Genomic DNA, 15,503 nt, shown 5'->3' with positions numbered 1-15,503 from the left:
ACTCCAAAAATTATTTAGACTTTTTCAAGTAAAAGTGCTATTTCTTCGTCATAAATCGGCTTTCCGTCGACATAAGGAGTCTCAAGAATCATCGGAATATTATCAAAAAGCGGATCATGAACAATTTTTTTAAGAGTTTCAAGACCAATAAAACCTTTGCCAATGTTTGCATGGCGATCTTTTCGTGAACCCAAAGGGCTTAATGAATCATTTAAATGGATCACTTTTAGGTAATTAATAATTCTAGATTTTGTTAATTTATCACGGAATTCACTGTATTTTTTAAGATTATAACCAGCATCTCAAACATGACAAGTGTCGATGCAAACGCCGACTCTTGGAGAGTTTACAGCCTCGATTATTTCGACAATTTCGTCGAAATTAGCGCACATTTCCGTACCTTTTCCAGACATTGTCTCGAGTAATAAAGTAACATTTTTGGTTTTTTCCAAAATTGTTTTCAGCGATAAAATTAGTTGATTTTTTGCTTCATTCGGAGAAAAAGTCGTGAAAAAACCAGGGTGTAAAACTAAAAATTTTGCACCGATGTAGTTCATTTTTTCAATTTCTTTTATTAAAAAGTCATTAGAAAATGAAGCTTTTAGCGGGTTTGCAGGATTTATAATATAAGGAGCATGAACAATAATATCTTCAGGTGAAATTTTTGTGGAAAATTGACGCTTATATTCTTCGAATTTGTAATTTTCTGGTTTGGTTCGCAAAGTTGACTGTGGCGGTCCTAGAAAAATCATCGCTGTATTTGCGTTATTTTTTAGTGATTCTTGAATTGCTCCAAAAAGATAATTAGGTTTTTTAAAAGGAACATGTGAACCAATTTTTATCATGATAATTTAACCTCTTTTAAAATTTCTGGCAACTGGAATTTAAAAGTTTCGATATCAGTGAATTTTGTTTTCAAAATCTCTTCGATTTCGAAAACAAAAACTTGCTCAATAAGATGAGGGATTTCTAAAACTTTAATTTTATGATGGGATAAAGTAATTTGGTCGGATCATTTAAGGTCTGAAGTGATAACAAGATTTGCTTTTTGTTTTTTTGCTAAAAGACAAGCTAAAATTCCTCCTGACCCTGGAAGTATTGCTATTTTTTTTGGCAAAAAATTTTCTTGAAAATTACTTCGAAAAGTTGTCAAACCGGTTTTTAAAGAAATTTTCTGTAAAATTTCTTTAAAATTTAGCTTATCATTCTCGATTAAAAGATTGAATTTATCGATCTTTTTAATTTTCGAAGTTTCAAATCCGCATTTTTTTATTATTGAAAATGCGGTCTGATTTTCACTACCATCAAAATTAGTGTGAAGAGAAATTACGCTAATTGAACTTTTCCGTATTGATGTTGCAAGTCTTTTTTTGTAAGGAGAATATGCAAATTCTTCTTTTTTTGTCGGATAAAAGAAAAAAGGATGGTGAGAAATTATTAAGTTATATTCATTTTTTATTGCAAAGTCAACAACTTTTTTTGTAACATCAAGACAAATCAGCGCTTTTGAAAACTCAGTGTCAAAAAGAAAATTTCAACCACAGTTGTCTCAATTTTCGCAGTTTTCTAAAGGGAACTTTTCAAGTAAAAAATCACCAATCTCTTTTGTTTTCATAGCTTTAATTAAAATCACGAATAGAAAAACGACGTTGTGGTGTTCTTAATTTTTTAAGAATTTTAGCTTCGATTTGGCGCACTCGTTCTTTAGTTACTCGTCTCATTGCTGCAAGTTCATCGAAAGTATGTGCTTGATATGGCACTCCATTTTCATCGGTGCCAACACCATAACGACGTTTGATGAAATCTTTTTCGTCATAATCAAGCGTTGTATCAATTATTTCAAGCAAAACTTTTGCCTTTTCTTCACGGACAGCAAAATCTATTGGTGAAATTACGTTTTCATCTTTAATGAAATCAGAAAATGAACTATCTTCCTCCTTTCCAATCGCTTTATCAAGTGAAATTGGGTCAACGTTAATTTTTTTGATGTAACGAACTTTGTCAGGGGTAAAATCGCTACCTAAACGTTCAGCAATTTCCTCGGCAGTTGGATTTAGCCCTCTTTCCTGCTGTAATTCTCGCTCCGCTTTGTTAATTTTGTTAATTGTTTCGACCATATGAACAGGAATTCGGATTAATCTTGCCTGATCAGCGACGGCTCTTGTGATTGCTTGGCGAATTCATCATGTTGCATAAGTGGAAAATTTAAAACCTTTTGTGCGATCATATTTTGAAACAGCTTTAATGATTCCTAAATTTCCTTCAGAAATTAAGTCAATAAATCCAAGACCACGGTTTTTATAGCGTTTTGCACTGTTTACAACTAAACGTAAGTTTCGTTTTATCAATGTATCACGGGCTTTTTTTCCAATTCTACCTTTGATTTCCATTTTACGGGCTAATTCTTGTTCTTCTTCAGAACTTAAAAGTTTTCCATATTTTCCGATTCAACGCATGTACCATTTGATCATATCGTTTGTGTCCGTAAGTTTGTTTCGATAAACATCGTCGCTGTAAATTTTTGGCTTACGGAATTCGCTTGAATTATCATCGGTCATATAATCAAGATCGTCAATATCTTGGATTTTTAGGGAATCATCGACTGAATGACCAAAGTCAAGATCTGAATCATCGTGATCATCGGCGTCGTCAAAATCTTGATGCTCAAAATCTGCTAAATCTTGATCAAATTCAGATTTTTGTTTTTTTTGCCTTGTTTGTGTTTTTTTTGAGATACTTTTTTTGTCAATTTGTTTTACAAAATCAGTGGTTGTTACATTTTCAAGGTCTTCTTTATCAACTTCATCTTTAATTATTTTTCTTTTAATTAAAATTTGGAAAAATTCATCAAGTTCATCTTCGTCGATTGCAAGGTTTAATTTTTCGATATACTTATGAATTTCTTCGTGAGTTAAAAATACAGTAGAATCCGTTGAATTTTGGGTTTTTTTGCTATTTTTTTTGCGTTTTTTTTCTAATGTTTCTTCTAACCTTTTTATAATAAAATTATACTGTGGGTTAGCGTCAACAGAGAGAGAATTTTCTTCAAAATTTGCTTTTTCAGATAAAAACTCTGTGTTTTTAGGTGGTTTTTTATTTTTTACTATTGAACTCGAAGTAGTTTTAGATTTTGCTGTTGTTTTTCTAATTTTACTTGAATTTGATTTAGTGGAGTTAGTACTTTTTCTTGTCTTTTTCTCTATTTTTTCTATATTTGGTACTTGTTCTGTTTGTTTTGTTTTTTCTAAATTTTCAATTATTTCAGGTTTTGTTTTAGTTCTGGATCCGGTATTTTTTTCACCTATTTTTTTAATTACATTTGTGGAACTAAAGTTTTTAGAGAGTTGTGCAAGTGTTTTTGCTCGAAATTGCTCTAAACTTTTTAAAAAATCTGACTGATGTTTTGAGGTTTTTATGACATTAAAGAAATTCTCAATTTGCTCATAAGAGTTTTTTCTTTTTTCTTTAAGTAAAGACTTATTTATATTTGTCAATTTGACAGTTTTGCCCTTATTTTTCATATCCCTATTTAAACTTTTAGAACCGGTTTTCGCTGTTGAGATTGTTTTCTTTTTTGCCTTTTTATCAACTTCATTGTTTTCACTAGAGAAAAAGTTAAGAAAATTGCTAGAGTTTTCAGTTTTATTTCCCTTAATTGATTTCAAATTTGCTCCGTTTTTCATTATCTCGTCCCCTTACATAAATTACTAATAAAATTGTCATCCATTTCTTTTCCGTTTTCTAATCAATACCTTATTTTGTTTACTCTGTCTTTTTGTTCTCTGCGTCTTTTTACATTTTCTATGAAATCGGCAAATTCATCAATTGTTATGTTGGCTTTTAAATTCGGATCTAAAATAACTTTTATTGCCTCGCTCGCGATGTAACTTACCATTTCTTCTGTGATTTCCTTGATTTTTTTCAAAACTTCATCATAAATTGACGGTTCATTATTGTTAGAAATGGCAATTTTTTCGATAAACTTATTGTTTATAGGATCCAAAAATTTGTAATTAGTCGTTTTAAAATACTCAAATTTTTTCCTATCGCCATAAAGAAAGTCGTATAAAATTATTTCCAAAATTTTCAGATCAAAATGTTCAGGTTTAAAATTTTTTGATTTTTTGTTATCGCTAATTTTCCGATGTGTGTTATCTAAAAAATCGACGTTGTTTTCAAGTTCGTAATCTTGTTGGTAATAAGGTTGCCTTTTTTCTCTAAAAAATTTAAAACTATGTTGAGAAACACCAAAATCATCTTTAATTTTTTTAAAAAAAGTATCTGATAATTGCAAGTCATAATGATATAAAGCTTCTAAAAATGGACTAAATTTTTCTAGGAAAATTTTTATTTCTTCACCAGAATTATTTTTCATCTCACTTTTGTAAAAATCATAGGCAAAATCATAGCTATTTTTGCGGTCATTAAGTTTGTCAACAAGAGAAATAGGGCCAAAACTATTAAAATATTCATCTGGATCTTTGCCATCAAAACCTTTTAAAATATAGGTTTTTATTCTATTTTGTCCAAGACTTAGTGCCGATTTTAAACTTGCATCAATTCCGGCTTTGTCACTATCAAGTGCGATTATGACTGTAAAATTTTTGAGTAAATCACAGTGTTTTTTGCTTAAAGTTGTTCCCATTAACGCGACCGTGTTTTTGATTCCGGCTTTGTAGAAAGCGATTACATCAAAAAAACCTTCTGTGATTATTATTTCTTTCGGATTTTCTTGAATTGCGTTAAAATAATTGTAAAGAATTTCAGATTTTTGGAATAAACTGTTTGAAGGTGAGTTTAAATATTTTGGTTCACACTTTAATCCATCAATGCAGCGACCTGAAAATCCGACAGTTTTTCCTTCAGAATTCTCAATTGGAAAAACAATTCTATTTTGAAAAAAGTCATATCCGTTTGCGTTTAAAAGCGAATAATTTTTTAAAACATCTTCGTCAAACAACTTTGAGTCAAGCAAAACTCTCCTTAAAATTGAATTTATAGCAAGTCCAATTTTGAACTTTTCAATGATTTTACGGTCGATTCCGCGTGAATTAAGGAAATTAATAACGCTTACAACGGTTTGTTTTTGTGAGGAAACAACTTTCATAAGTTCAATTAAATAAATTGAAACCGCGTTTTCGAAGGCTCTTAATGCTTGAAGTTCGTTTTTTGAATAAATTTTTTCAGGGGTTGTAGTATAATTAAAATCAAGTTTTAGGTTATATTCTTTATTCAAAAAATCTAAAGCCTGTCCAAAGTTTAGATTTTTTGATAACATCACAAAAGTTATAATATTTCCTGCTTTTTGGCAGGAAAAGCATTTAAAAATTTGCTTTGAAATCGAAACAGACAAAGAAGGGTTTGTGTCATCGTGAAAAGGGCAAAGTCCAACAAATGAGTTTCTCCCATTTTGTTTTAGAGTAATACTTTGCGAAATTAATGCATAAATATCGGTGTTTTTCACAATATAACTTGTGATTTCTTGTTTATTCATTGCAAGAGTTTCCCTTGATAAATTCGATTATTTCTTCAACTTTTACTCTTTTTTGTTCAGTTGTATCACGAAATCTTATTGTCACAATTTGATCTTCAATTGTGTTATGATCGATTGTAATGCAAAAATAAGTTCCTATCGAATCTTGATAGTAATATCTTTTTCCAATTGAGCCCGAATTTGAAATTGTGGTTGAAATTTTATGGTCAATTAACTTTTTTCATATCGTTTCAGCTAGAGGGGTAAACTTTTTTAAAAGTGGTAAAACTGCAACTTTATACGGGCTTAAAATAAACGGAAATTGGAAAAAATAACGGTTTTTCTGTTCATCAAAGCGAAAATTTTCCTCTAAAATTGCTAACATTAAGCGATCTAGACCCATCGAGGGTTCGATAATGTAGGGTAAAATTTTTTGGCCATTAGATGAATCAACAAATTCAAGATTCTCACCACTTTTTTTCATATGATTCTTTAAATCAAAGTCGCCGCGATTACTAATTCCGATTAGCTCACCTCATCCAAAGTTAAAATTGTATTCAAAATCAGCGGTTGCTTTTGCATAATGAGCTAATTTTTCCGGTTGATGATGATTTAATTTGAGTGATTTTTCGTTAAAACCTAGCTTTAACAAAAAATTTTTAATTTTTTCGAGTTGAGCATTAAAAGTTAATTCAGAATCTTCTTGTTTTACAAAAATTTCTAACTCCATTTGTGTAAATTCGCGTGTGCGAAAAATGAAATTACCAGGAGAAATCTCGTTTCTAAATGATTTTCCAACTTGCGCGATTGTTAGCGGTAAACTATTTTTTGTTGTCCGTAAAAGCGTTTTGAAGTTTATAAAAATTCCTTGAGCAGTTTCGGGTCTCAAAAACAAGGTAGTTTTTTCGTTTTCAATAACACCTTGATGAGTTTCGAATAATAAATTAAACTTTTTTGGGACAGTTCATTCAGTTTTGGAATTTTCAAAATTATCAATTTTGGATAAATACTCTTGAATTTCAGATTCTGTTAACTTTTCAAATTCAACATTAGGGAAAAATTTTTCAAATAAATGGTCAACACGATAACGTTTTTTGTTAATTTTGTTTTCAACTAATAAATCGCTAAAGTTTTCAAGATGACCAGAGGTTTGTCATACTTTTGGATTCAATAGAATTTTGGTGTCGACAAAAAAAGCGTTAGGATTAGAATTTACAAAAAAATCTGCTCAAAAATTTTCAATATTTTTTGCTAAAAGAACTCCAAGATGACCATAATCGTAAGAATTAGCCAAGCCACCATAAATTTGCGAACTAGGAAAAACGAAGCCTAATTCCTTCAATTGGTTAACAAAAAATTGATAATTTTCAAACTTAGCCATTATTCTATCCTTAAAAATCAAAATTTATTTAATAAAAGAATCAATATTAAGATTTTTTGAAGAAAATTCGGACATTTTTTTTGACATCGATTCAAATTCATTAATTAAGCGATTAAGTTCGGCGTTTGTTCGACCTGAACCACGCAAAACTCGATTTCGGCGGGAGGGGTTTTTTAAAAGTTTTGGCTTTTTTCTTTCTTCAATTGTCATTGAAGAAATTAAAATTTTATACAGATTCATTTTTTTTTCAGCTTCATCAATTTGATTCTGATCAATTTTGCCTGACAAACCTGGAATCATTTTGATTATTTTTGAAAATTTTCCAATTTTTTGAATCTGAGCTAAACTATTTAAAAGATCATCTAAATTAAATTGACCTGAAAACATTCGGTGAGAAAGTTTTTTTACAGCTTTTTTATCAATATTTTCTTCTGCTTGTTCTAAAAGCGACATTACATCACCCATTCCCAAAATTCGGTCAGCCATTCTGTTTGGGTGAAAAAGTTCAAGAGCAGAAATTTTTTCACCTGTACCAATTAGCAAAATTGGAATTTTAAGCAAATGAGTAATTGAAAGCGCCGCTCCTGCACGTGCATTTGAATCTAATTTTGTAATAATTGAACCATTAAGGTTGATTTTTTGATTAAATATCTGTGCAACATTGATTATATCTTGTCCTGAAAGCGAATCTACAACGAAAATAATTTGATCAGGACGAATAACTTTTTTGATTTCAGATAATTCTTCCATTAATTCTTCGTTGATCGAAAGTCGCCCAGCAGTGTCAAAAATTACAAGGTCATAATTGTTGTTTTTACTATAAATTAGGGCATCTTTTGCAATTTCAACAGGCGTTTTTTCAACATAAAAAACATCAATTGATATCTGTTTTCCCAATTGCTTTAACTGATCAATTGCAGCAGGACGATATGTATCACAAGCAACTAGCAAAATTTTTTTTGATAATTTTTTTTGTCGAGCAAAAACCGCTAATTTTGCTGCAGTTGTAGTTTTTCCTGAACCTTGAAGTCCAACTAACATTACTACAGTTGGATTTTTGCTAAAATTAATTGGTTTCGAATTGACACCAAGAACTTCAACTAAATTTTGGTGCAAAATTTTCAAAAATTCCTGTTGTGGATTCAGTTTTGTTGTTAAACCTTGCTTTAAAACTTGTGTTTTTACCTTATTAATAAAATCTTTTACAACAAGCAAATTAACATCGGCTTCAAGCAAAGCAAGTCGAATTTCACGTGTTATTTCCGTCAAATCCTGTTCGTTTATTGTTACTGATTTTTGTATTTTTTTCAAGGAAGATTGAATTCGATTAGTTAAAAAATCTAGCATTATACGCAAAAATATAAAATTTTTCCCGTTTTTTAAGGAAAAATTTTATACCTCTCTTTAATTTGACTTGATAATTATTCTACTTTTTTTTAGCTTCTTGAATTTGCTGATTAACTTCAGTAGAAAAATCAACATTCTGTTTTTGAATTCCCTCACCAACTTCAAAACGAATAGATTTTAATAATTTAGCTGAATTTTGCTGTAGATATTTTCCGACTGAAACTGTGGAATCAAGCGCGAGCGGTTGAAGTTCAAGAACGTATTTTGAAAGTTCTTTATCAATCATTCCTTGTAAAATTGATGCTCTTATTTTTTCAGGTTTTTTTTCTAAAGCAGGTGAATTTGAGAACTTTTCATAAAGTTTATTCATTTCCTCTTCTGGAACATCGCTTTTAAAAATATATTCTGGATTCAAAGCAGCAACGTGCATTGAAATATTTTTTGCAATTAAATCGTTGCCACCTTTTAAAATTGTAAGAGATGCAATTTGACCATTTGAATGTGTGTAAACTCCAGCGGTTCTTCCAGTGAAAAATTTATTTTTAAATGCACGGCGCAAAGTAATTTTTTCACCAATTGTTGCAGTTGCATCAATTAATAATTGGGAAATTGTTTTTCCGTCAGTGTCTACAATATTGTCTAAAGCGCTTTTTAGATTTTCAAAATCATTTTCTAAAAGCAAGTTACCGATTTTTTGTTGCAAATTAATAAAATTTTGGTTTTTTGCAACAAAATCTGTTTCAGAATTTAATTCAAAAATTAAAACAGTGTCTTCATTTTTTAGTGCTAAAACTAAACCTTCAGCCGCAATTCGATCAGCTTTTTTCATAGCTTTAGACTTGCCGTTTTCACTAAGTCAATTAATTGCCAAATCGATATCGTACCCAGAGTTTTCCAATGCTTGTTTGCAATCAACAAAAGGAGCATCGGTAATTTCCCTTAATTTTTTAACTTTAGCCATTTTATCAATTTGTGACATTTTTACACCCTTTCCTCGTTTTGCTCGTTAACTTTATTTTGCACTTGTGTTTCAGAGTCTAAATTTTGTGTTGTTCTGTCTCTTAAAGGATTTTTGTTAAAATGATTTTTGTTATTTTGTCGATCAAATCTTTCAAATTTTTCAAACGAATTACGACGGTACCGATTTTGTTTTTGTTCTCTTTCAGGATCTTCAGGAAGGATTATTTGCTCATCAGTTTGGTAGGCAAAAAGAGGTTTGCCACCTTTTGCAGCTGCAATCGCATCAGCTAAAACAGTAAAAATTAATGTAATTGATTTAGTTGAGTCATCATTTGCTGGGATTCCAAAGTCAACCAATGAAGGATCGACGTTTGAATCAGTTATTCCAATAATTTTAATCCCTTTTTTACGCGCTTCCTTTACCGCAATTATGTCTTTAATAGGGTCGGCAACCAACATAATTAGCGAAAATAGCGGAATATCTCTTAATCCTTTGATTCCGTTAAGGTTTTTTTGTAATTTTGAGAGTTGTTTTTGTTTTGAAAGTCTTTCTTTCTTTGTATAGCCCTCAAAATTATCGGCTGCTTGTTTTTCAAGATCTTCCATTGCTTTAAGTCGCGATAAAATTGTACGACTATTTGTTAAAGTTCCACCTAGTCAACGACCTGAAACATAAATTGAGTTTGTACGAATTGCTTGTTCTTCAACAACTTTTCTCGCTTGTTTTTTAGTCCCAACAAAAATAAATTTTGCACCTTTTTGCGCAAACTTTTCAACTAATTTATAAGCGATTTCCAACATTTTTTGAGTTTTTAAAACATCAATAATGTGAGTTTGATTTCGTTTTCTTTTTAGCAAAAACTGTGCCATTTTTGGGTGTCATTGAGATGTTTTATGACCAAAATAAACACCAGCTTCAAGTAATTTTTGCTTTGAAATAATAGGTGTTTCGCTCGAAGTTTCAGCGTCAATCTCACCTATATTTAATAGGTCGCCGTCTTTTGACACGGTGCTTAAATCTTGATTTATTCCGTTTGCCTTCTCCATGTTTTTCCTTCGTTTGTTATTTCTACTTAAAATTTCGAACAGTTAGAACTTAAAAAAGCACATCCAACTGAATCCATTTTAATGATATTTTGAATAATTTTTTAGGTTAGTTTAAGAACTAAATTATATCATAAAACTAAAAATAAATAAGCAAATAAAAAAACATCAATTTTTTAAAAATTCTATATTTTTTCTAGTAAAACTTCTTTATTAGCAAAAATTAGCAAAATTCAAACAAAAATCGAAATTTTTAACTAGATTTTCATCTAAATTGTGCAAAAAAAGTAGTGTAATGTTTTGTTTTAACAACAAATTTACAAGATTTTCAATATTTATCTTGTCAAGATTGGAAAGGTTTCATCAATTATTTTAGTTCGTCTAAATTAACTAAATTAATTAAATCATCAATTTTTTTCTCATCATATTTTGAATAAAAGCTAATATTTTCAGATAAATTTCCTTCAATTAAGAGCGGATTGTTGTCGATAAAACTAATTTTTTCAATGATATTTTTGTTGCTAATTGAGTTTAAGTTTGTGGAATTAAAAATAATTTCGCCTTTATAATCTCGTTCAACCCCAGTTAAAATTTTTAATAAGGTCAATTTTTCAGCACTATTTTCGCTACGAAGCAAATATTTTTTCCTAAAAATATGTTTGGTAAAATTAAATAATTCAAAGGAGGTTCAAAATTTTGCCAGTTTATAAAATTTGCCAACATATTTTTATGAAATTTTATAATATTTTTAGCAAAAATTAAAGCATTTGATCAATATAGCCAATGAAATCAATTATTCCTGGATAGGTCAACGAAATTTCAAAACCTTCTTTTTCTAAAAATGAAATTGAAATGGATTTTAAAGAAAAATCAACTTTATCAATATTAACTATATAAAATTTTTCTAGTTGCTTAAAAAAAATTACAAAAAATGCACAACCAAAATGTTTTCGGACTTTATGTAAATAATTTAATTGGTGTTCTGGAATTTGTTTTAAATTCAAGGTATTTTCGTTAGTGCTTTTTGCTTCAAAGGCAACAAAAACCCCCTTATAAATTCCATAATAATCAACAGTCGATTTTTTTAAAATAAAAGCATCGTTTAATGCCAAATCTTTGTTGACTGCTTTAAAACTAATATCCAAATTTTTTTTATGAAAAATGGCAATATCGTTCTGATAATAAAATTCGATTGTATTGTTAATAATTTTTTCAAGAAACATTCCACGGTTTTTGTGATTCATATAACTTGTTAAGTTTTTTTTCTTTTTTAATCAAAAAAAGGAAAAAATTAGGAAAAACTACATAGTAAGTTAGTATAGGAAAATGAGACACATCATTATTTTTAATTATTTTTAAAACAAATTTTTATTATTTTTTATTCTCCAAAATTGTGAAAATTTTTTTGAGCACCAAATTGTTCAAAATGAGAATTTGGACTCAAATATGAAAGGCAACTTTGCACTCTAGTTTTATTGTATCATTTAACAAATGAGCTGATTTTTTGATGGGCATCTTCAAGGTTTTCAAAAATTTTACCCTCAACATTCAAGTATTCTCTTTGTAAAATAGCATAAAAGTATTCAATCGGGCGGTTTGCAAGCGCGTTTCCTTTTGGCGACATTGATTGTTGAATGTTGTTTTCTTTTAAAAATTGAGCAAATCGGTGGTTAGCATATTCAACTCCATGATCTGAATGGAAAAATTTAGGTGTAATTTTGTGTTTTTTGATTGTTTCTTTTACTAATTTTATTGTTTCTTCTGAAAATCTAGTCTTGGAAATTGAAAAATTTAGCAAATAATTAGATTTTGTTTCAATTATTGAATGCAAAAAATAAAAATCATCGCCAATTCTTATAAATTTAATATCAGCAAATCATTTTTCACCAAAATTTTTAGATTCAAATTGTCCTTTGATATGATCTTCGGCTCAAATCCGCGAAAATTTAGCTTCTTTTGGCGCATTTTTACCTTGTTTTTTGTAAGCAATCGATTTTATCCCTAAATGTTCATAGTGTTTTTGAAAAACATATGTGCTTATATTATTTCCTTGATTTTTGTATACATTATACAAATTATCTCGACCTTTTACTTTTCTGTTAAAATTAAAACTTTCAAGAATTCAATCAAGTAATTCTTTACTGTATACCATTTCTTTTGGTGATTTTTTCACCTTTATTTTGCGATAAATCGATGTGCGATTAACTTTTAAAACGCTGCAAAGTCTTGTTGAATTTTCGATTTGATCCTTATCTTTTTCTGCTTCTTGTTTTCGCTTTTTAAGTTCGTCCATTACAATTGCAGGATCAATCCCGTATCTTCTAAGGACGTTTTCCATTATTTCTTGATAAATTCCGCGGTCATTTTCCGAAAGATCGTTAATTGTGTATTGTTTTTTTGACTTACGTGGTGATTTATTTTTACCACGTGTGCTAATTAATCCGTTCATACCATAATTATAATACTTTTTTTGTCAGTTTCGAATTAAATTATTCGCATATGTCTGTAAAAAACCCTCTTTTTGCGATTTTTTATTAACTGATTTATTTTTATAAATTTCACGAAACTCGTTTGCAAAATGTATAGTCGCACTTTTGAATCCTTGCGATTCAGCGATTTTGATATATTTGATTTTTTCATTAATTGAAAATTTATTTTGTTTCATAAAAAAACACACCTCTCTTGGTGTGTCTCATTTTTTTCTACTAATTTAGGAAAAACTACATAGTTTTCCTTTTTTTAACAAATTTTCCCAAAAAATGTTAATATTAAGCAGAACCCAATTTATCTTCAGTAAAAATCAAAATCTCAAATTTGTTAGCGAAGACGATTCCGCTTTTAATTTCGAATTCTAGTTTTTCTTTTTCGTTAAAAATCTGCAAAATTGATGGGTCAATCACACCAACAAAAGGAGTTATTCCGTATTGAGCCACACGATATCCAAGTTTTGTTTTTATTAAAACTGAATCAGGTTTTGATTCGTGAAAAACTCCGTTCGGAGTAAATATTTTAAAGTTAATTTTTTTCACTTCAGCCCATCTTTTTTGCTTTTTCTATTGCTTGATCGATTGTTCCAACGTATAAAAATGCCTCTTCTGGAACATTGTCGTATTTACCAGACAAAAGCTGGTCAAAATTATTAACAGTATCATGTATTTTAATGAATTGACCTTCAATCCCAGAAAATTTTTGCGCTACAAAAAATGGTTGGGATAAAAAATTACGAATTCTACGGGCGCGAGCGACTACTTGTTTATCAGATTCGCTAAGTTCATCTACCCCTAGAATTGCAATAATATCCTGTAATTCCTTGAATCTTTGTAGAATTTGAACAACTTTTTTAGCCACACGATAGTGTTGTTTGCCAACTATGTTTGGCTCTAACGCCCTTGATGATGAAGCGAGTGGATCGACAGCGGGATAAATTCCTAAAGCGGCAATATTTCGGTCTAAAACTGTTTTTGCATCAAGATGGGAAAAAGTAGTTGCTGGTGCTGGGTCAGTGATGTCATCTGCTGGAACATAGACAGCTTGAACTGAAGTTATTGAACCACGAATTGTCGAAGTAATTCGTTCCTGAAGTTGGCCCATTTCTGTCGAAAGTGTTGGTTGATAACCAACAGTTGAAGGAATTCTTCCCAGTAAGGTCGAAACTTCTGAACCTGCCTGAGTGAATCGAAAAATATTATCAATAAAAAGTAGTACATCTTGATTTTCGTGGTCACGGAAATACTCGGCCATTGTCAGAGCTGAAAGCGCAACTCTCATTCTAGCACCTGGCGGTTCGTTCATTTGACCAAAAACAAGTGCGGTTTTTTCTAAAACTCCCGCGGCTTTCATTTCAAAATAAAGATCATTTCCTTCACGAGAACGCTCGCCAACACCAGCAAAAACCGAAAGTCCCCCGTGTTTTGTGGCGATATTATTAATTAATTCCTGCACTAAAACGGTTTTCCCGACACCCGCACCACCAAAAAGTCCAATTTTACCCCCTTTTACAAAAGGTATTAGGAGATCAATAACTTTTATCCCTGTAACTAAAATTTCGCTAGTTGCTTTTTGTTCTAAATAAGTCGGAGCTGGAGCGTGAATTGGTTTTTTTTGAACTGAGTCAAGCAAGGAACCACCATCAATTGGTTCGCCTAAAACGTTAAACATTCGTGAAAGCACTTCTTTTCCAACGGGAACTGAAATTTGTGAACCAGTGTCATAAACCTCAAGACCTTTAGACAAATTATAAGTCATTGACATCGCGATTGCGCGAACAATTCCTTCACCCAAATGTTGAGCAACCTCGAAAACAATTTTTTGACCATTAATTTCAATTTCAAGCGCTGAAAGAATTGCGGGCATATGCTCATTCGGAAATTGAACATCGATAACTGGGCCAAAAATTTGAACAATGTGACCGATACTTACGTGTTTTTTCATAAATTTACCTACTTTTTTCTACATTTTTCCGCTAATAATTTCAATAATTTCTTGCGTTATCATTGCTTGACGACTTGAGTTGATTTCCGTTTCTAATTTTTGCAAGATTTCACGAGCATTTTCAGTTGCACTTTCCATTGAAGAACGTCGGGCAGAAGTTTCAACTAATTTCGATTCAATGAAAAGTTTTTCAAGAACTGATTTAATGTAAAAAGGCATTAATTTTTCAAAAATTTCGGTGGCATTTGGTTCAAATTCAATTCCATACCCATCGTATTTTACAGTGTTTTTTTTAAAATCAAGCAAATTATGCATTTCTGGTTTTGAGTGAATTATACTGATAAATTTATTATAACAAATAAAAATTTTACTATATTTTTTGTCTATTATCGCCTGATTTATAAGGTTAGATACTTGTAGAATCGGATCCACGAAATTTGATTCTTCTATTCCTAAAAAAGATTTTAGAATTACCTTTGGGTAATTTAATGATAAAAAATTATAAATTTTCTTCCCAAAAACGATCACTTCGTCATTTTCTTTGAGTTCAAGTGTAAGTTTTTTTAAAATTAAATTATTAAGAGCGCCACAAAACCCTAAATTTGAACCAAAAATTATATAAAGATTTTTTTTAGATTCTGTTTTAGTTAATTCTTCGACTTTTGTACCTAAATTTTCAAGAATATTTTGAAAAATATAGTCCAAATTTTCAAAATATTCTTGAGATGATTTAAATTGATTCTTTATTTTAGGGATTTTTGCATTTGCAATCATTTCCATAACATTAGTCATTTTTTTTATGTTTTGAATCTGGACAAATCTAGCGCGAAGTCGATTTAATTTAGCCATTTTTTCACTCGCCTTTCA

At 30.2% G+C, this 15,503-nt stretch carries 14 protein-coding genes; all 14 read right to left on the bottom strand.

Annotated features, from left to right (window positions below; genetic code table 4):
• Positions 1-14: 14 nt before the first annotated feature.
• On the bottom strand, positions 15-845 hold the full coding sequence (locus MDIS_RS00275; RefSeq protein ID WP_044635141.1) for a deoxyribonuclease IV: 831 nt from the start codon (positions 843-845) through the stop codon (positions 15-17).
• Entirely contained in the window at positions 839-1,615 is a 777-nt protein-coding gene (locus tag MDIS_RS00270; protein WP_044635727.1) for a Nif3-like dinuclear metal center hexameric protein, read from the bottom strand. Before MDIS_RS00270 ends, MDIS_RS00275 begins: the two co-directional genes overlap by 7 nt.
• A gap of 4 nt (positions 1,616-1,619) precedes the next feature.
• A complete protein-coding gene (locus tag MDIS_RS00265; RefSeq protein ID WP_408605784.1) occupies positions 1,620-3,068 on the bottom strand; it encodes an RNA polymerase sigma factor in 1,449 nt (482 codons plus the stop codon).
• Positions 3,069-3,682: 614 nt separating this feature from the next.
• Complete coding sequence (gene dnaG / locus MDIS_RS00260; protein ID WP_044635140.1) at positions 3,683-5,494, bottom strand: DNA primase; 1,812 nt, start codon at positions 5,492-5,494, stop codon at positions 3,683-3,685.
• Positions 5,487-6,854 (bottom strand): glycine--tRNA ligase, encoded by a 1,368-nt coding sequence (locus MDIS_RS00255; RefSeq protein WP_044635139.1) that lies wholly within the window; start codon positions 6,852-6,854, stop codon positions 5,487-5,489. Before MDIS_RS00255 ends, dnaG begins: the two co-directional genes overlap by 8 nt.
• A 24-nt stretch (positions 6,855-6,878) precedes the next feature.
• Positions 6,879-8,201: a signal recognition particle protein gene (gene ffh, locus MDIS_RS00250; RefSeq protein ID WP_044635138.1), complete on the bottom strand. Its 1,323-nt coding sequence runs from the start codon at positions 8,199-8,201 to the stop codon at positions 6,879-6,881.
• 79 nt (positions 8,202-8,280) lie between these two features.
• Entirely contained in the window at positions 8,281-9,180 is a 900-nt protein-coding gene (gene tsf, locus MDIS_RS00245; protein ID WP_044635137.1) for a translation elongation factor Ts, read from the bottom strand.
• A gap of 2 nt (positions 9,181-9,182) precedes the next feature.
• Positions 9,183-10,208 (bottom strand): 30S ribosomal protein S2, encoded by a 1,026-nt coding sequence (gene rpsB, locus MDIS_RS00240; RefSeq protein ID WP_084217513.1) that lies wholly within the window; start codon positions 10,206-10,208, stop codon positions 9,183-9,185.
• Between the two features lie 364 nt (positions 10,209-10,572).
• Complete coding sequence (locus MDIS_RS04320) at positions 10,573-10,842, bottom strand: ATP-binding cassette domain-containing protein (RefSeq protein WP_044635136.1); 270 nt, start codon at positions 10,840-10,842, stop codon at positions 10,573-10,575.
• 121 nt (positions 10,843-10,963) lie between these two features.
• Positions 10,964-11,449 carry a Holliday junction resolvase RecU gene (recU, locus tag MDIS_RS00230; RefSeq protein WP_044635135.1) on the bottom strand — a complete coding sequence of 162 codons (486 nt, stop codon included), beginning with the start codon at positions 11,447-11,449 and terminating at the stop codon, positions 10,964-10,966.
• 134 nt (positions 11,450-11,583) lie between these two features.
• The gene (locus MDIS_RS00225) at positions 11,584-12,870 is read right to left on the bottom strand and encodes an IS3 family transposase (protein ID WP_044635134.1); all 1,287 of its coding nucleotides are present in this window, start codon (positions 12,868-12,870) and stop codon (positions 11,584-11,586) included.
• A gap of 103 nt (positions 12,871-12,973) precedes the next feature.
• On the bottom strand, positions 12,974-13,234 hold the full coding sequence (locus tag MDIS_RS00220) for an ATP synthase subunit epsilon (RefSeq protein ID WP_044635133.1): 261 nt from the start codon (positions 13,232-13,234) through the stop codon (positions 12,974-12,976).
• Positions 13,221-14,636 carry a F0F1 ATP synthase subunit beta gene (gene atpD, locus MDIS_RS00215; RefSeq protein ID WP_044635132.1) on the bottom strand — a complete coding sequence of 472 codons (1,416 nt, stop codon included), beginning with the start codon at positions 14,634-14,636 and terminating at the stop codon, positions 13,221-13,223. Before atpD ends, MDIS_RS00220 begins: the two co-directional genes overlap by 14 nt.
• An 18-nt stretch (positions 14,637-14,654) precedes the next feature.
• Positions 14,655-15,485: an ATP synthase F1 subunit gamma gene (gene atpG, locus MDIS_RS00210; RefSeq protein WP_044635131.1), complete on the bottom strand. Its 831-nt coding sequence runs from the start codon at positions 15,483-15,485 to the stop codon at positions 14,655-14,657.
• Positions 15,486-15,503 lie beyond the last annotated feature (18 nt).

Source organism: Mesomycoplasma dispar, assembly GCF_000941075.1.
GTDB classification, from domain to species: Bacteria; Bacillota_I; Bacilli_A; order Mycoplasmatales; family Metamycoplasmataceae; genus Mesomycoplasma; species Mesomycoplasma dispar.
The sequence above is the reverse complement of the archived record's forward strand: the minus strand, read 5'-3'. Positions and strand labels throughout refer to the sequence as shown.